This window comes from Spirosoma flavus, assembly GCF_054778555.1.
The window spans coordinates 147,571-165,788 of record NZ_BAAGZL010000007.1 but is presented as its reverse complement, the minus strand read 5'-3'; the positions used below and the strand labels follow the sequence as shown (position 1 = coordinate 165,788).

General features: G+C 48.1%; 13 protein-coding genes. 7 read left to right on the top strand and 6 right to left on the bottom strand.

The genetic code is table 11. The features are described from left to right. Nucleotides 1-15 precede the first annotated feature (15 nt). Nucleotides 16-843, top strand: coding sequence for an alpha/beta hydrolase (locus ACYVF1_RS27710; protein ID WP_461085117.1), 828 nt, complete (start codon nucleotides 16-18; stop codon nucleotides 841-843). Here the strand turns inward: ACYVF1_RS27710 and ACYVF1_RS27705 are convergent. Further along, a complete protein-coding gene (locus tag ACYVF1_RS27705; protein ID WP_461085115.1) occupies nucleotides 840-4,025 on the bottom strand; it encodes a ligand-binding sensor domain-containing protein in 3,186 nt (1,061 codons plus the stop codon). The genes ACYVF1_RS27710 and ACYVF1_RS27705 overlap by 4 nt on opposite strands. A 547-nt stretch (nucleotides 4,026-4,572) precedes the next feature. On the opposite strand from ACYVF1_RS27705, the gene ACYVF1_RS27700 reads away from it, so the two are divergent. After that, entirely contained in the window at nucleotides 4,573-5,814 is a 1,242-nt protein-coding gene (locus ACYVF1_RS27700; protein WP_461085113.1) for a histidine kinase, read from the top strand. After that, complete coding sequence (locus ACYVF1_RS27695; protein WP_461085111.1) at nucleotides 5,811-6,551, top strand: LytR/AlgR family response regulator transcription factor; 741 nt, start codon at nucleotides 5,811-5,813, stop codon at nucleotides 6,549-6,551. The genes ACYVF1_RS27700 and ACYVF1_RS27695 overlap by 4 nt, the downstream gene beginning before the upstream one ends. Before the next feature lie 74 nt (nucleotides 6,552-6,625). Here ACYVF1_RS27695 and ACYVF1_RS27690 read toward each other — a convergent pair whose 3' ends face one another. Next, the gene (locus ACYVF1_RS27690; protein WP_461085109.1) at nucleotides 6,626-9,118 is read right to left on the bottom strand and encodes a S9 family peptidase; all 2,493 of its coding nucleotides are present in this window, start codon (nucleotides 9,116-9,118) and stop codon (nucleotides 6,626-6,628) included. Between the two features lie 203 nt (nucleotides 9,119-9,321). Then, on the bottom strand, nucleotides 9,322-10,038 hold the full coding sequence (locus ACYVF1_RS27685; protein ID WP_461085107.1) for a membrane or secreted protein: 717 nt from the start codon (nucleotides 10,036-10,038) through the stop codon (nucleotides 9,322-9,324). A 121-nt stretch (nucleotides 10,039-10,159) separates the two neighbouring features. On the opposite strand from ACYVF1_RS27685, the gene ACYVF1_RS27680 reads away from it, so the two are divergent. The 4 genes from ACYVF1_RS27680 (at nucleotide 10,160) to ACYVF1_RS27665 (ending at nucleotide 15,417) form a co-directional block, all read left to right on the top strand. Next, nucleotides 10,160-11,137, top strand: coding sequence for an ankyrin repeat domain-containing protein (locus ACYVF1_RS27680; RefSeq protein WP_461085105.1), 978 nt, complete (start codon nucleotides 10,160-10,162; stop codon nucleotides 11,135-11,137). Between the two features lie 30 nt (nucleotides 11,138-11,167). Further along, nucleotides 11,168-11,854 (top strand): hypothetical protein, encoded by a 687-nt coding sequence (locus ACYVF1_RS27675; protein ID WP_461085103.1) that lies wholly within the window; start codon nucleotides 11,168-11,170, stop codon nucleotides 11,852-11,854. 57 nt (nucleotides 11,855-11,911) lie between these two features. Beyond that, complete coding sequence (locus ACYVF1_RS27670) at nucleotides 11,912-12,598, top strand: hypothetical protein (RefSeq protein ID WP_461085101.1); 687 nt, start codon at nucleotides 11,912-11,914, stop codon at nucleotides 12,596-12,598. Between the two features lie 83 nt (nucleotides 12,599-12,681). Continuing rightward, a complete protein-coding gene (locus ACYVF1_RS27665) occupies nucleotides 12,682-15,417 on the top strand; it encodes a VWA domain-containing protein (protein WP_461085099.1) in 2,736 nt (911 codons plus the stop codon). Between the two features lie 59 nt (nucleotides 15,418-15,476). Here ACYVF1_RS27665 and porG read toward each other — a convergent pair whose 3' ends face one another. The 3 genes from porG to ACYVF1_RS27650 all read right to left on the bottom strand — a co-directional run bounded on the left by porG (nucleotide 15,477) and on the right by ACYVF1_RS27650 (nucleotide 18,202). Beyond that, nucleotides 15,477-16,148 carry a type IX secretion system protein PorG gene (gene porG / locus ACYVF1_RS27660; RefSeq protein WP_461085097.1) on the bottom strand — a complete coding sequence of 224 codons (672 nt, stop codon included), beginning with the start codon at nucleotides 16,146-16,148 and terminating at the stop codon, nucleotides 15,477-15,479. Nucleotides 16,149-16,209: 61 nt separating this feature from the next. Continuing rightward, entirely contained in the window at nucleotides 16,210-17,190 is a 981-nt protein-coding gene (locus ACYVF1_RS27655; protein WP_461085095.1) for a DUF6089 family protein, read from the bottom strand. 136 nt (nucleotides 17,191-17,326) lie between these two features. Continuing rightward, a complete protein-coding gene (locus tag ACYVF1_RS27650) occupies nucleotides 17,327-18,202 on the bottom strand; it encodes an NAD kinase (protein ID WP_461085093.1) in 876 nt (291 codons plus the stop codon). Between the last annotated feature and the right edge of the window lie 16 nt (nucleotides 18,203-18,218).

Below are 18,218 nucleotides of genomic sequence, written 5' to 3'. Positions count from 1 at the left end.
CGAAAAAACTGAGCCATGATGATTTACAAGCTTCTTAAAAAGCCTTTTTTCGGCAATTTCATGGTTAAATGGCGCAGTCCGTTATCACCCGAACAACAACGAGACTGGAAACCAATTTCTGTCAAAAGTAAATCGGGCGGACTCCTTACCGGGCTATTTGCGACATCAAAAACTTCGCAGGAAAAAGGAACAATTGTACTTGGGCACCCGATGGGGAAAGAAGCCAAAGGTTATTTTATCAAGAACGGCTATACAGAACTTCTGCGCGAAAATGGCTTCAATACGTTAGTTTTCGATATTAACGGATTTGGGGAAAGTACATTCGGTAATTTTTCGTACGATGAGGATATTGTTGCCATGAGTATCAAAGCAGCCGAGCTAACACCTAGTATTCCAATCGGTTATCATGGCATTTCGCTGGGTGGGCAGATGGCAACCATTGCTTTTGCAGACCCTGCCCATACCTACAGCTTCGCTATTGTTGAAAGTGCAGCTACTACGTTGGAAGAGTTCTGGATAAAATTTCCAGTGGCTTATAAAACACTACGTCTGTTTAATTTTCTGCTGCCAGCTTACCAGAAAAAGGTACGCATGATTGACCGAATTAAAGAAGCGAAACACTTGAAATCGTTGCTCCTTATTTATTCAAAAGCCGACGACTGGGCACCGGTTGACATGGGCAGGCGATTTAAAGAAAATAGCCCGGTAAAAACTGAGCTTTGGGTAATTGACAATGCCAAACACGCAGCCATCATGAAATCCGAACACAAGGACGAGTACATCAAGAAAATCCTCGATTATTTTAATATTTCAGTTCAGCAATTGGCCACAAGTAGTTGCTAAGAACTCAAAAAGGGCATCTGAATTATGACTCGCGTACCGGTTGCCTGTTTTTGATCGTCGTATTTGTCAATAATCTGAACCCCAGCAGTCTGACCACTACGTTGCCCAATCAGTTGAAGCCGGTCTTCAGTAACGCGCAAACCAACGCTGTTGTGTTTGGTGCCGGGTTTTTTAAAGGACTGGGCCCGTTCCCGCCCAACACCATCGTCATCGATAATGCATTCTAGATGCGTGGGTTTGGGAACAATACAGATTTTGATGCACCCTTTCGTCTGTTTGTGAGCCATGCCGTGCAGAATCGCATTTTCGATATACGGCTGAATGATCATGGGCGGAATGGCCGTTTTATCAATCAGAAGATCCGGATCGGTTTTAATTGAAAAATCGAACAGGTCGTCGAATCGGAGCTGTTCCAGTTCCATGTAAAGGCTTAACTGTTCCAGTTCACTGTCCAGCGTAACCCACTCCATCCGCGAGTTATCGAGGATAAGCCGCATCAGCCGCGCAAATTTCACCAGATACTTATCTGCATTGTCGCCATCGTTTTGCAGAATAAATAATCGAATGGCGTTCAGTGAATTATAGAGAAAATGCGGGTTCATCTGCGAACGTAATGCCTTCATTTCCGAAGCCGCAATACGTTCGCGCAGTTCGCTTTTTTCCCGCTCCTCCTTCGCCAGTATCTGCACCCGCCGACGGGCAAAAAATCCGGTCAACCCCAGCAGCAAAGTCAGAGTCGAAATCCGAAACCACCACGTTTGCCAGAACGGCGCCAGAATGGTTATGGGAAGCCGGTAGCCCACCCGGTTCCAGAGGCCATCGTTGTTGGCTGCTATGACGTGTAATACGTAATCGCCGGGCGGAATGTTGGTATAGCTGGCAAATGGTCGATTACCATCCCGCTTCCAGTCAGCATCGAAATTTTCCAAACGATAGGCGTATTGATTATCGTTCGGATTGTCGAAACTCAGGGCGGCCATCTCGAACGTAAAGGTGTTCTGTGTATGGCGTAATTCCAGTTTTGGCGGATCGGTTGATGGGTGGCTCAACAACTCCAGCGTGTTCACCCGCAACGAGGTCAGATAGACCGGCGGTACGTACCGATTTTGCTGAATGCGCTTAGGATACGTATAAATGAGGCTCCTCATTGCGCCGAAATATAACCGCCCATTACCATCCCGAACCACGGAACCCGATTCAAATTCGGAGGAAGAAGAACCATTGGCTTCGTTAAAAACCGTGAACTTAGGTCGTCGTACGTCGGTGTAGGCCAGTCCCCGGCTCGTACTAATCCACAGGGTGTCGCCTATGGTAATTACCGCCGACAAGTCGTCATGAGGTAAGCCATGCTGCGTTGTAAATACCTGAAATTTACCCGTTTTTGGATTAAGACACGCCAGGCCGTTGTCGGTACTGACCCACATGCGCCCAAAACGATCCTCGGCAAATCCTGTTGCTCCTTCGTCAGGCAGGCTCTGTGGGTCGTCGCTATGAACGTATTGAGCCAGGAGACGTAAATCCGGGCTTATTTTATAGATCGGCCCCAACCCTCCTACCCATAAATTTTGGTTCCGGTCAAGGTATAACGTGTTGTAATTTTTGCCGGGCAGTTTCGCAATCCGTGTGTCATTGAACTGGTGCAGAAAACGACCTGTTTTCGGGTCAAAAACCGTTAATTTCTCGTTGGTGCCAATAAAAATTCGTCCATCAGGTGCTTTTACAAGGTTAAATACCTGGTTTCCGGCAACCCCCTTATACGACGTAGCAACCGGAATGGTACTGGAGTCGTCGGGCGGTAAAAGGCTGGTGATACGTTGCACATTCCCTGTAATCGGGTCCAGCCAGTTAAGTCCGTTGTTGGTGCCCACCCAAATGCGCCGGGGCTGGTCGGCCAGCACCGAATAAGACATATTATCGGTTAGACTATTAGGATTATTCTGATCATGATGGAAGATTCGATACGTCCTCGTTTGCGGATTGACATGCAGAGCGCCATCGCGCGTGGCTACCCAAACCGAATTATCAATTGGATCGATCGATAAGCCAGATGCGTCGAATCCCTGAGTATTAGAGGGTTGATAGTCAATTTCGTCATACAGCGAATGCAGTTTATTAATCGTCGGATTGAACCAGCAAACGCCTGCATCATCACTCAGCACCCAGACAACCCCTGACCTATCTTCGAAAAGCCCGGTAATGGAGTTTGAAACCAGACTGCGGGGATTATTTTGATTATTGACGTAGCGAAGAAAGCGTTGGGTAGTTGCATCGTAACGATGGAGCCCCACGCGGTTAACGCCCACCCACAAATCGCCGGTACGTGTTAAAAGAATGGCAGAAACAGGCTGGTCGGTTGAAAGCCCCAAAACAGGCTGATACTGCCCGGTTTTCGGCTGCATACGTAGCAGATGGCCATCGCGGGTGCCAATCAGAATGTCGCCGGTACGATTATCTTTAGTTAACGCCGTTATATAATCGCCGGGCAGCGATGATGGCACCTGCGGATCGTGGCGAAACGAACGAATCTGTTTGGTAACCATATCGTAGGCAAACAAACCGCTTTCTGTGCCAATCCAAAGAGTCTGTCCATCAATCAGGGTTCGACGAATGGATTTAACAGCTACTTCAGAAGCCGTTCCCACCGGAAGGGCTAGTTGCGTTACTTTGCCCGTAGCTGGATCGAAATTTACAAGGCCCCCTTTGGTGCCCAGCCACAAACGCCCATCGTGATTTTCGGTAATGTTACGTATGAAATTGCAGCCCGGCCCCAGGTCAGTGAAGGCATAGCGCTGAAACGATTGCGTAGCGGGTTCATACCGATTTAATCCTTCCTGCGCGCCCACCCAGATGGTACCATTACGGGCGACAAAAACAGTACGTAGTATTCGATGCGACAAAGAACGCGGGTCACCCACCTGACGGCTGAAATTCTGGCAACGTATTCCATCGAATCGCGTCAGTCCTTTTACGCTGGCAATCCAGATAAAACCGGGTTTGTCCTGCGCAATAGCCATGGTGAAATTGGCGGGCAGCCCCTGCATCAGTGTCAGCCGCTGAAAAGCTATTGCAGGCGCCTGCCCCCGTACCGAAAACCAACCTATACTTAGCAACAAGCAATAGCATAGCCACAAACCCGAGCCCGGCTTGCTTGTGCTTTGTTGCGTATTACATGGCTTCGCCATTGAGCAGGAAGGTGTTAACCCGAAAGATAGCAAGGGAGTAAATCAAATTCATTACGTTCGTACCAAATTTCTTACGTTAGCAAATACGACGTAGCGGTTATCAAATCGTACTAAGGTCTGTGCATATATATTAAATTAAAGCTCTTTTACCCGTAAATCCCCTGAAGGGGACTTTGCTCATAGTTAGACAAAGTCCCCTTCAGGGGATTTACGGGTAAAAGAGACGGTAAATAATCCAAACTATTTCGACTCACCTACTTAGAATCTATTACGTTAGAGGTAGTTATACGTAACACATTTGCGCCAAATATCGACTAATCGTGTAGCACGGTTTACTACGAACCGACAGTCAGTGGTTTTTAGCAAACAATAGGTAGAAAATAACCAATAACTGACAATTTAACGGCTCGTTACATCCTGAATCCGGTAGTTATTCACCCAATGAACCAGTTATACGGTCAAATCCACCAGTTGTTGGTTTTCACTAACGAGCCTTACAGAATAGTTGTTCTTTTGCTTATCCATTACATTAACATTAACTATCCTTGTGAGAAATGCTAACCGTAACGTATTGCACCCCACTATACAGCAATCCCTGAAAGATGAGCTGGAGGTAGAACGGGTCATCAACTTCTTTGCAATGTCATTACTGGAGCAAAGTACCGTTGCCGACGTACTGTGGGACGTAGCCCGTAACTGCATTGCCCGTCTGAATTTTGTGGATTGCGTTATCTATCAGCTCGATACAAATCGTAATACTCTTGTACAGTTAGCAGCTCATGGTCGTAAAGGGCCCGCGCTGGGCATCATTCACTGTCCGATCGAAATTCCGCTGGGACAGGGCATTGTAGGGAGCGTCGCCCTGACTGGCCAACCCGAACGTATCGGTAATACGTCACTCGACAAACGCTACATTGCCGACGATGCCGTGCGGGCTTCTGAAATAACCGTACCCATCTGGCTCAATGGCCAGGTCTGGGGTGTAATCGATGCCGAACATCCAAGACGCAACTTTTTTCGCCCACACCACCTCACTTTACTGACCAAAATTGCCGCCCTTTGCGCCCAGAAAATTGGGCGGGTTGAAGCCGAACTGGCGTATCAGCGCGTTCAGCAGCAATTGTCGGAGAACAACCGACGCATGGCCGAAACAAAATTGCTGGCGCTTCGGCTACAGATGAATCCGCATTTCGTGTTTAACAGCCTGAATGCCATTAATAAGTTTGTGCTCGAAAACGAGTCGGAACAGGCGTCTTTGTATCTGACGAAATTTTCGCGGCTGATGCGCCAGATTATGGCCAATACGTCGACGGAATGGGTATCGCTGCATAACGAACTGAAAGCATTACAGCTTTACGTAGAGCTGGAACTGCTACGTTGCGACCACCAGTTTGAGTTTGTGTTTACCATTGGCAAATCGCTGCTGATTGATACAGTATTAATTCCGCCCATGGTCACTTATCCGTATATTGAAAATGCCATTCGGCACGGCCTGCTCCAACCGAACGTAGTGAAACCAACGCTACGTGTCGATTGCTACGTTCAGGATGACCATCTGTACATTGTCATCGGCGACAACGGCATCGGGCGGGCAGCCTCGGCCAAAACCCAGGTGAGTGGACTGACTGCCCATAAATCGTATGGCAACACCCTCACGCAGGAACGTTTACAACTTGTTAACCAGATATATGATGCTGACGCCAGCATTACCATAACCGATTTAACGACGGATTCAGGCCAACCCGCCGGCACCGACGTAACATTCACCATGAAACTCCGACAACCATGACCGCTTTATTAATCGACGATGAAAAACACTGCCGCGACGTATTGACGCTGCTGCTAAAACGTTACTGCCCGAACGTAGAGATTCTGGCCGGCTGCGCCAACGGGCCGGAAGGGTTAAAAGCCATTGAATCGATGCACCCTGACCTGATTTTTTTGGACATCGAAATGCCCGGCATGAGTGGTTTCGAAATGCTGGAAGCCTGCCGATATACCGGTTTTCGGGTCATTTTCACCACCGCTTTCAACGAATACGCGATTAAAGCCATACGGCACAACGCGCTGGATTATATTCTGAAACCCGTCGATAAAGACGAACTGGTACGGGCGGTTGCCAAAGCTGAACAGGAACAGACAACCCAGGAGCCTACCAATATTGAGCAGTTTTTAGGCTATCTGCAAAACCAACGTATCGGTGACCGGATTGCCCTGCCGACGATGGAGGGGCTGCAAATCATTCACAGCGAAGAGATTTATTATTGCGAGTCGGATGGGGGTTACACGCGGTTTGCACTGAAAAACGGGCAGATTGTGCTCATCTCCAAAACGCTGAAAGAAGTGGAGGACGTACTGGAAACCAAAGGTTTCTGCCGTGTACACCACAGCTACCTCATCAATCTTCGCTACGTCCAGCGATACATTCGGGGCGATGGCGGGGAAGTCGTTATGGCAAACAACAAAACGCTGCCCGTTTCGCGTAACAAGAAGCAGGAGTTTTTGAGCTTGCTGGAGAAGATTTAATACGTTCCAAAACGAAACATCCCGAGAAGTCTGACCTCTCGGGATGTTTCGTTTTGGAACGTATCGAATAACAATTATTTCTCAGACTTCCCACCACCTACTTTCCCGGCTTTGCTAGGTTGTGCAGTTGCGGTTGGGTTTTTGACATACTTGTCGAGCCAGCCGTTCATCTCCCACAGCATGTGCAGCAGCGATTCTTTGGAATCGTAATGATGGCTTTCGTAGGGCAGAAATACCAGTCGGGTTGTGGCACCGAAACCTTTCAGTGCATTGTAATACCGCTCCGACTGAATCGGGAACGTACCGGTATTGTTGTCGGCCTCGCCGTGGATGAGCAGTAACGGCGTTTTCATTTTGTCAGCGTTCATAAACGGCGACATTTTGCTGTACACCTCAGGCGCCTGCCAGTAGCTACGTTGCTCATTCTGGAAACCGAAAGGCGTTAACGTCCGGTTGTACGCGCCACTTCGAGCAATCCCCGCCCTAAACATCCGGCTGTGCGTGAGCAGGTTAGCCGTCATGAAAGCGCCATACGAGTGTCCGCCAACGCCTACTTTCGTTGAATCGACAACGCCCAGCCGAACACCTTCGTCAATGGCGGCTTTCGCACTGGCGACCAGTTGTTCTACGTACGTATCGTTTGGTTCTTTGTCGCCTTCGCCCACGATGGGGATGCTGGCGTTGTCCAGAATGGCATAGCCCATCGTCACGAAAGCAGCCGCACCCCAGTAACTGATCCGGTTAAACTGATACGGCGAACCCGACACCTGACCAGCCGCATCTTTGCTCTTGAACTCCGCCGGATACGCCCACAGGAACGTTGGCAGTGGCCCCTGTTCTTTCTTGTAGCCAACCGGCAGATACAACGTAGCACTCAGTTCCACGCCGTCGTTACGTTTATAGCGAAGCTGCTGCTTCTGAATACCTTTCAGTTGCGGATACGGATGGGCAAAAGCGGTTACCTGGATCGGTGCGATACGCGCCTTCAGGTTGCGGATGAAGTAATTTGGGTTTTCATCAGGCGATTCACGAGTGGTCAGAATTACCTGTTTAACTGCGTCTAACACCGCAACGGGCCGCTCGAAATAAGGAGCTGCCGAACGCCAAAGTTCTTTCGTCTGTTTCGTTTTCAGGTTCAGCAAACTCACAAACGGACGGTCGCCTTCGGGCGAGGAACCTTGGGCGTTAAGCATCAGGATATCACCGCTGGGAAGTATGTTCAATACGTCGCGGCCATACTGGTTCTGCTTCATATCGGGCTGACCGGGGTTAGTGTACCGGTCTTCGTAGGAGCGATCGAACAGCACCGACGATTGCCACGTAGCAGGGTTAATAATTTTGGTGATGCTTTTCCGACTCTGCCACCAACGCTCCGAAACCAGCGCTGTAGATGCATTCCCCCAGTCGAAGCCAGCGAAACGGAACTGCGACGCGTAAATTTCTTTAGGCTGCCCCGAGAAAGGTGCCTCAATCAAGTACACTTTATCCCGAATGTCAGCTTTTACTTTAGGGTCACCGTTATCCTGTGCCTCAGTGTAATAAACCGAAGCTGGTATGTCTGTCCGCCAGGTATAATCGCGGGGGCCAGTCGGAACACCGTCGCGGCTATACGCAACACTTTCCTGTAATGGGCTATCAACGAGCGTTTTTACCAACGTACCGCTGGTTGCATAAATGTCTGTTTTCTGGGGAAATCGGTTTACCGGCACCAGATACGAAAATGGCGTATGAACGGTTTCAATCATTACATACTGTCCATCGGGCGACGGATCGGCCGTCATGATAATACCCGGTTGACCAATGTTGGTCGCCGTTCCGTCGAGCCCCATCCGAACCACCTGCGCAGTTGTGTAATACGCAAACTGCTTTTCATCCGACGGGTTTTTGAGCAGATCCTGATACGTTGGCGCCTGCCCCCGTTTGCCACCAATATTTTCCTGCGTAGTTGGTCCGACAGGTACGCGGCTCACTTCGGGCGCAGGACCACGGCCGGCCGGAACGGTTTTCACAATCAGCCCTTTGTTGTCCGATAACCACCGATACGGCACACCCAACGTAGCATTCAGGGCAGCTGTTCCAATCTTCTGAGCAGTCGCCGTTGCTACGTCGATAACGTAGAGATCAATGCGGCTGTTGGTCGAATTGGCAAACGCGATTTTTGAATCATCGGGCGACCAGGTAACGTAGCTAATCTGGGGCGAAGCGGGCAGACCCGTGATGGCCTTTTCGTCTTTGTCGGTCAGTTTGCGGAGTTTGAGGCCAGTAACGTAGCGGGCGCGGCTAGGCCCCGTATTGGCCGGATTTAGTCGAAGGCCCGCCAGTTTGAGCTCAGGCTGCGACAGTTCGTCGATGGTTGGAACAGCTGCTTGCTCCAGCAAAATCATCATGTCGCCTTTTGCCGACATACTGACGTTGGGCGTAAGTGGCACCGTTACCAGATCGGCCAGCGCTTTAGGCGGTGTTTGGTACGTAACGGCATCCTGAGCATACCCGGTCAATGAGCAGGTAAGCCCTACTGCCAATAAGAGCCATCGGCCGGGGCGAGTTAAAGTTAAGCTAGAAACCATAAAAGAATAGTTTTAGGTTGTATAGAGGTGTAATCACGGGTCAATCATCAATAACCCAGAATTCCAAACAAAATTAGGCATGAATGCACATTTGTAGTTGATTATTCTATGTTTTATTTATTACTAAGTATTTGGCCTATTCTCAATGCCAAGCATTGGTTTGTCTTGCTGCCTGCGTCAGCAAGACAAAAGCCATAATTATTTTATTTCTCCCGACTCCAGATTTCATCCACTTTGCCCCCCGTCGAACTCTGACCGGTATGGTGCCATTCATCGCCTTTTACTTCGTCCTTAAACGTCAGCGATTTCCCAACCCGGCTGTTATCGCGGGAAAAGAACTCAATGGTTTCGGTATAGTTCCCGTCTTTGAATTGATACGTACCACCCCCTGTTCCCGAAAATTGTTTTGTCTCCGGATTAATAGCAATCCATTGAAACCGGCTTCCAGTCAACAGTTTAAGAGTTTTGCGGGCTCCCCGCTGCATCGGCGTTATTTGGCCCTTGTCGTCGGCCCGGCCCGTAATCCGCCATAATCCTGTCAGGGGCGTAGGTGTTTCCATAATCTTTGTGAAAGTCAGTATGGAACCGGGTTTACGAAAGATTAAGTTAGTGCCTAATAGGTCTGCGTCATTCATTTCCGTTCGGCCAACGCGGGTACTGTCTTCTGTATCGAACTCAACGTTTAAACTCAATCCATTCCCCTCCATCTTGCAAACACCACCGCGCGTACTTATGTATCGGGTTGATTCGTACGTGGTCTGAACAAGGTAATTATCTGCAATTGTCAGTATTACAATAGCACCGGCTGGGTTTTTATATTGCCAGGCTCCGTCGAATTTCGTTGGTTCCAGCGAGCGAAATGCGGTGAGAGTAGTTAAGAGGATAAGCATCCCCCACAGGCATTGTTGTCTTAGTTTCATAACAGGTTTAGTTTGAGTCTATATTACTAATTATACCTATAAACCTACATATTATTTCATCAAATCTACCTATGGTTTATTGGTAATAGCTTTCCGGATCAGGACGTAACAATTTTACCGTATGAAAACCCTGATTACCCTGAACTGGATACTTATTGGCCTTTATAGCCTGCTGTTGCTGTATATGTTTATAGGCAGCAACAGCCCCAACAACGACGCGGCTGGGCGGGGTATGCTAAGTGGCTTTGTTTTCGTACTACTGCTGTTTGTCGGATTTCTGGTATTTTTAAACCTACGCGAATCACGCTTTGCTCACATCACAGTATCGGTTCTCGGTGGACTTCCCCTTTTGCTGGTGGGTACGAATCTGATTTTCGAACGTATCAAAGAAGGTCGTCAAGCGGAAGGGCTGGCAAAGGAGCAGGAGGCAAAAGCGAATGGTACGTATTTTTTTCAGGATACGGACCATCAACAAGCGGCAGCCGCTATTATGGCTGGAGATACTATCAGTCTTAAGAAATTAGTAACAGCTCCTTTGCCTGGAATTAACGAAAGCGGCACCGACCATACTACGTTGCTTGATATTGCCGCGACGAAGGCAGCCGAAAATCCATCGCCTGAAGCGTACGAAACGATGAGGATATTAGTGAACCAAGGTGCTACGTTCAAAACCGATGATACGTTACGTGAGGCCACTCACCTCCGGCTATATTGGGCTAAACCTGAACTCACTGAATGGTTTCTGAAACATGGGGCCGACCCGAACGTACAGAACTCTCCTGATACACCCCCTCTCCTATTTAGCATGCTCAATTCCAGTAGCGAAGAAAAACTGGAGCGCGTGAGCTTACTGCTACGTTACGGTGCCAATCCAAACGCCATTAATCCGGCCAGCCAATGGTCTATTTTGCTGGAGGCTGCCAATCAACAAGCCTGGGACGTATGCCAGTTATTGCTCGCTAAGGGTGCCGACCCCACGTACAAAATCCCTCAAGGTCAAGATTTTAAAGACTTTCTGCAAAGCCGGGCCGATTCATATAAAACTCAGCAAACTACACCACCGACGGACTTTACGGTTTTAGCTGAGAAATACTTATAACCACAAGCCAACCTGCTGACTCACAGAATTATGGAGCGCTACGTAACAATTTTTGTAGCTAGTTTATGCACGGCACCGCTTTTCTTTTTCGTAGCGGGCTGGCCATTTCTAAGCGATAACCGTGGTAATTCCGATCAGACCATCGCCAACGGATATATTGGTCTACTTCTCGGCACCGCAGCCGCGATTGTTGGTTTTATCGTGATCAGTTACCTGGCGAATGTATGGATAGGAAAAGGGTATCTACGAGCAATTCAAATTGCTGACCTTATCATGCTTGTTGGCTGGGGCGTTGCTTGGTTCATATATGATAATAAACAACCCTATGAATTGCACTACGCTGCTCAAAACGCCATTCTGGACATTGAGGTACGTGCCTCAAAAGACTTATTGAATGGTAAACCGATTGACAAGGCAGCTAGAATTCGGTTTGCAGAAGAGGGCTATACGTACTACCAACTAGATCGCATCAGGCAGGAAGGTGAATTTATGATTTTACCCTGGTATGCGTATCTGCGTCGGATTAGAGCTTGGGATATTCAGGTTAACCTCTCTCAACAGGAAACTTATTTTCAGATGAATTTCCCCAAGCGTCCCCCTCAAACAACTGAGTGGTCGAACTGGGTTTTGCCCAGTCCACACCCCGAATGTGCAACGCCAGCCGGCCTTTCGATTCGCTATCGGTTTCGGCTTGTTCCGTATGGACAGAACCCATAAACTAAGTATAAACCATTGATAGTCAGACATAATCAAGTATAGACAAGAGTGTAACGTATGGAACGCTTCTTAACAATATTGTTTGCCAGTTTATGTGCGACTCCAATCGGCTTTTTTATCGCCGGCTGGCCGTTGCTGAGCAATAACCGGGGCAACTCCGACCAGACTATCGCCAATGGATATGGCGGCTTGTTATTCGGTACGTTGGGCGCAATTGTTGCTTTTATAGCTGTCGGTTTTTTGGCTAGTAACCTGATCAGCAAGGGATATGGCCGTTACGTTCAACTCTTCGATGTGATAATGACTATTGGCTGGGCGGTTACTTGGTTCATGTTTGATTATAAACAACCCTACGTACTCAATTATTACGAGTATACGCCGGTGCTGGACGTGGATGTCCGTGTAAAGAAGTCAGCGCTCAACGGTAAGCCAATCGACAAAGCAGTTGAAGTTATGTTCGTAGGTACGTCACTTACCTACTATCGGGATGAGCAGATCCACGAAGACGGTGATTACGTGATTCGCCCCTGGTATGGCTATCTATATACTAATAAAAATTGGAAAGTACGGGTTTATCTTCATAGCCTTTACGGCGATTTTCAGATGAACTTACCTCGTCGCCCGACCGAATCAACGGAATGGTCGGGCTGGATGAACCCAACGCCTAATCCAGAAGAAAAAACACCCGAGGGGCTTTCTATTCGCTACCGATTCCGTCTTATTCCACACGGGCAAGATCCATAGAATGTTTACCCCTGGGGTGATAGACATCCTACAACACCTCGGCAACACCTTGATTATGAGCCTGTTTTTTCATTACTTCGATTATGCATACCTTCCTCTTTCTGTTTCTAATTTTCGCGGCTTTTCATGCAGCTGGTCAATCTTTAGGCGATTCACCCCAGCAGGCACTCAATCACTACGTTGCCTTTTTGAACCAGTCGGTCGATGAAGTTGATGGCCGATTTCGGCGGGTGCAGGCTTATTATGCCACAATTGACCATGCTGGTGCTTCCCGAAATTTGCCCCAAATGTCGCCTTCCGGTACGCTGGAAGAGTATTACTACAAAAAAGCGCTCGGCAGCCAGGCTTTGACCGAAGCCGAAAAAAAACGATTGGATGACAGCGCTAAAGCGCTCTGGAAATTGTTGAGCAAAATCGATCAGACGGTTAAATCACTGGAAATCTATGATCGGTTAAAAGATTACAAACAGGATAATTTTAAAAAAGCTAATGGACTGATTGTCGATCTGAAAGGGCAAGTCGACCAGTTCAGCCGCGATAAAACGGAGTTCTACAAACAAATCCAGCGGGTTTACCACCGCTATCAACCTTATCGCGCTAACGACCCTTATCTGTACTCGGAAAAAGAGATGATCGACGTATTAGAGAGTCAGTTGGCTGTACTCGATACGTTACGTTGCTATTTCAACGACTCAAAAGCTCCAGCCTGGCCCGTCGAACTGATTCAGAAAAGTATTGCGGCCGACGAAAAAATGCTGGCCGATTTTGGGCAGGCCAAAAAACATATTGACTATCCGGCTTCGGATATGATTGGCTCGTTTCGGTCTGGTTTACAGTCGATTCAATCCCTGAAAAAGCAGGCCGTCGACGATTATAATTTTGCCGCCCGGCAATCGGCCCGCCACAATAACGAGTTCTACAAATCATTCATTAACTACTACAACAACGATTTGCTGAGTTGGTATCAGCAATTTGTCAAATACAGTACGTCGGCCCGGCGGTTACTCGATTATCCGAAATTTTCGCCTGTCTTTGCGGTTGACGTATTAGAATCGGCAACTTCTTCTCGCCAGCGCACCCAGCCCTTCCGCGATGTCCCCCGCATCGCTTTCTCCACCAAACCTGCTACGTCGCCCGTCAGCGCGGACTTGTTCAAAACGCTGAATGCCTACGTCGACTTTATTAATGAATCGCTACGTCAGATGAATACGATGCAACTGGAAATGCGAAACTACCAGTATTCTGTCGATTCGTATCGGACACGTAGCGGTCGCAGAAATCCGTTGACGTATGCGCATGAAGAATTTAAAGTGCCAATTTCTGAACACCAGACGCTGACGATACGTAACACCCAGATTCCAGCAACGTATCGGACCTCTGTAAGCAGTCAGGCCGACGTATTACTGGCAATGCTGAAAGAGATGGATGCGCTAAGCATCGAGCTGATCGGCTACACAAACGAAAAACAATACGAACAGGATAACTTCCAGCGCGCCGATGAAATTATGGACCGCTACGTTTATCTGTTCGATACGTTCGATCAGAAAAAAGAGCATCTCTACAACGATGTACGGCGTATTTTCGAAAGCTACCCGATAGCGAAAAAAACTGACTCATGGAACGTAGCGGGAAATGCGTTGCTACATGCCGTCGACATGAATAAAGAAATTCTGTTCGGTGTTAGGGCGTATCTGAAAAAAGAATCCAGCCAACTACCACAAATTGACTCACTCCAACTGGAAGCCCGCACCCTAATTGTCAACGAGTTTAAAAACCTGAAAGGGTTGCAGCGATTGGGACGTAACAACGGTTTATGTCCGTATACACCCTACGAAGACATCGCTGAAAGTTCATTTAAATGGAGCGATATGCTACCGCGAATAGCCCGTTCGAAAGAAAGTCCATACGAATCACCCTATTATTTCTTCAACAACGAACTCGCTTATCATTACAACCAATTCGCGGATCTGGCTAAAGTAAATCTGCTGAAAACGATCAATGAACCCAATATTTTTGCGTTCCGTCGGTCGAAGGCAGTCACAATAGCGCCCGAGCTAGCGAACGTTAAGAAGCCCGATCCAAAGCCGATAGAAAGTCAAAATCCGCCTAATAAAATTTCAGACAAAGCCTCTATTAATGGCAATGGCCCGGTTTCAACCATTGCCAACGGCAAGCCGGTTGTCTTGCATGATACGGTTTATATAAACAAACCAACTGTCGATACGGTGTACATCGACCGGTCGGGGCCGGTTTCCGTGCCGACTTCTTTGAATGGATTTGCAGCCAATAACATGATCCTTTTGCTCGACGTATCGGGGTCGATGGATTCGCCGGTAAAACTGCCTTTGCTCAAGAAATCAGTAAAATCGCTGCTACGTCTGTTACGTCCTGAAGATCAACTGTCAATTGTGGTGTATTCAGGAAAAGCAAAAGTAGTGCTAAAACCAACGTCGGGGAGTAATACAGACGAGATTAACCGCGTCATCGACCAACTGCAATCAGATGGTGATACAGATGGCAACGAAGGTATTAAGCTGGCCTATAAGGTGGCAAATAAAAACTACATGCGGGCTGGAAATAACCGAATCATCCTGGCCACCGACGGCGAATTCCCGATCAGCGACGATACGTTTAACCTGGTGACTGAAAACAGCAGTCAGGATGTTTATATGACTGTTTTTACGTTCGGGAAGAATGAAATCAAGAGCAATACACTGAAAAAACTGGCCCAGTCTGGCAAAGGAACTTACACGCACGTAACGCCCGAAAACGCCGACCTCAAACTTATCCTGGAAGCCCAGGCAAAACGGGCAAATTAAGCGTAATAAAAGACAAGTATCGCTGATAATTAGCTACATACTTATTGTTTACTACTTTTTTACGGGCAGAAAATCTTGTAGAACGTATAGCTTACCGTAATGGCAGTGTACGTATAACTGTCGCGGAGAGCAGGGTTTCCGGTAGCGTTTTTGGCCGTGGCGTTACCAAATGTGCGGTCGCCGAGGCCATCCAGATAATCGTTGCTGGTGAATCGGGTGCCAAACTCCAGGCCAACGCTCCAGGGCCGCTTAATTTCGTATTTCACGCCGATACCCAGCGGAAATATGAGCATTCCTCCAACTTTCGCCACTGCATTTTTATACTGACACAAACCGATTCCCCCAAAAACGTAAGGCGTCCAGTTTTTAGCTTTGGGCAGCGGTTTATAGTTCAGGAAATTATATTCCAGATCGACCGTAACTTCATTCATATTCGTTCGAAACGAATAATTACGAAGCTGCTGCTGCGGATCGCTGCTGTACTTATCTTCGGCCCGGAACGCGCCAATAGCTCCGCTCGCACGCATCGAAAACGAACGGCTGAAATTGTACCGAAAGAACAGATTACCAGCCGGAGTGATAAAACGCGGATTCAATTCAGGTGATACGTCGCCTTTGTAAAGCATACCACCCAAACCAGCCCCTATTTCAATCTGCTGGGCTTTCGCCTGGAAGCCGATAAAAAGCCCGACTACAATCAGTCGGGCTAAACTCACCTGATACCGATGCATTATCTGGAGTCGATGGTCGAAAGTCTTTCGTTGATAGTATAAGCCATCAACGACCACTTATCTACCGAATGGGTGGACATTTGATTTTGCCCGGAATAACGTATTGAATCGTCAATTGTGTCAGCAAATAACCGTCGGGAAGAATCCCTTTTTCACCCCGTGTTGGTGCAGTGAAAGGCGATGAGTCGGCCTGAAAAAGCTGCTGTGCAACGGTATAACGGTCTTTATTTTCCCGGGCGGCATCCCGCTCAAATCGTCGGTCGGCCATTATCGTCGATAAACCCTGAAGCGCATCCGGTTGTGCATAATCTCCGCCTACATCGTCCAGGTAATCTGTAAACGTGTATCGGTAACCAATTTCAAGGCCAACGTTAAAGAATTCATTAATCATGTACCGTGCACCGATACCTACCGGAATGGCCACAGTAACCAGCGAATACGGTTTCTCATAACCCGGCTGACCCTGACCTTCGGTATGCAAAGGTTGGAGTTTCACCCATTTACGAGCATCGTAGGCACCATTATTACCGTTGGTTTCTGTAGGTGTCCGGGCTTCAGGACTATGAGCTAACAACGCCACGCCACCAAAAATATAGGGCGTAATTTTCGCCCGGTTTTCAGGCGTACGACCATCGGCAATGAAGTTATAAATACCCGTTAGGGCAAACTCTTTTAAATCGTTCCGAAAATGAAGATTTCGTGCGTAGGGAATAGCGTACTTAGTCGGATCATTCTTGCTATACGTATAATCATCCCCTGAGATACGAGCCCAGGTAAACATGGCGCGAGCGGCAAAGTGGGGCGTAAATTGTCGGGTATATCCCAGACCCACATTCCAGCGTGGTAGCGTAAACAGCGATTTAAACGGCTGGCGATAACCTGCCAGGTCGCCAAAGTATGTTGATGAGCCACCTCCAAACGAAACTGATGAATACGGCACAAAATGCGGGTTCGGCCGCCGTTGTGCAATACCCTCCGTAACCTGGCCAACCAGCAGGCAAGCTGCTGCTGCACTTACCATCAGCCAATTATTTTTATTCATACTCATAAATTAGGTGAATCAACTGCGGCTGGTCATCAGTCCAGCCATTTCCGAAACGGTAGGGAGAATGCTTTTATTGGCAGAGGGTACCAAAATTTATGCCGTAAACGGGATTTTTCGAGAAAATGGACTGCTTCTAATTCCGAATATCGAAGCCCCAGTTCAGTTTACTACGTAGCGTGTTGAGGAAACTATCATCGCTGAGTTTGAGCAAACGTGCCTTGAAGGTTTCTTTTTGTAGACTGATACGTACCGACACATCGACCGTAAACGAACGAGAATCCAGAGCCGCCAAAAAATTGCCGCTACGACTTTCTACCTCAAAAGCCAACTGACAACTATCCATGACCAGCATCGGGCGAACATTCAGGTTGTGCGGGCTGATAGGCGTGATGATGAAACTATCGGTATGCGGCAGCAGAACAGGTCCACCGCAACTGAGTGAATAGCCCGTGGAGCCAGATGGTGTTGAAATAATAAGTCCGTCGGCCCAGTACGAATTCAGGAACTCCCCATCGAGATACGTATGTACCGTAATCATCGATGAGGTCTGTGTTTTGGTAATGGTAAAATCGTTCAGTCCGAAGGGCAAATTCCCAAAAACATCCTGCGATGAGCGAACGCTGACCAGCGTCCGCTCATCGATTGTGTATTGCTCATTGAAAAGCGAATCGATCATCAGCCGAACCGATGCCGGCGCTACCGTTGCCAGAAACCCCAGGCGCCCAATATTGATACCAACAATCGGAATCTGGCTGGCCCCTACGTGCGTAACAGCATCGAGCAACGTACCATCGCCCCCCAGGCTGAAAATAAAGTCGGCGTCCGTAACGCCTTCCTCGACGGTATAAGTTTCCTGACTGTAATGAGCAACGCCCGCCGTATCGAGAAACTCGCGGTATCCATTCGAAATAACTATGTCAGCTTGACGACGGGCCAGCTCTTCAAACATGGATTGAATGTAAGGCCGGGCCGATTCGGGAAAGTTGCGCCCGTGAATGGCGATTTTCATGAAAAAATGGCGAAGG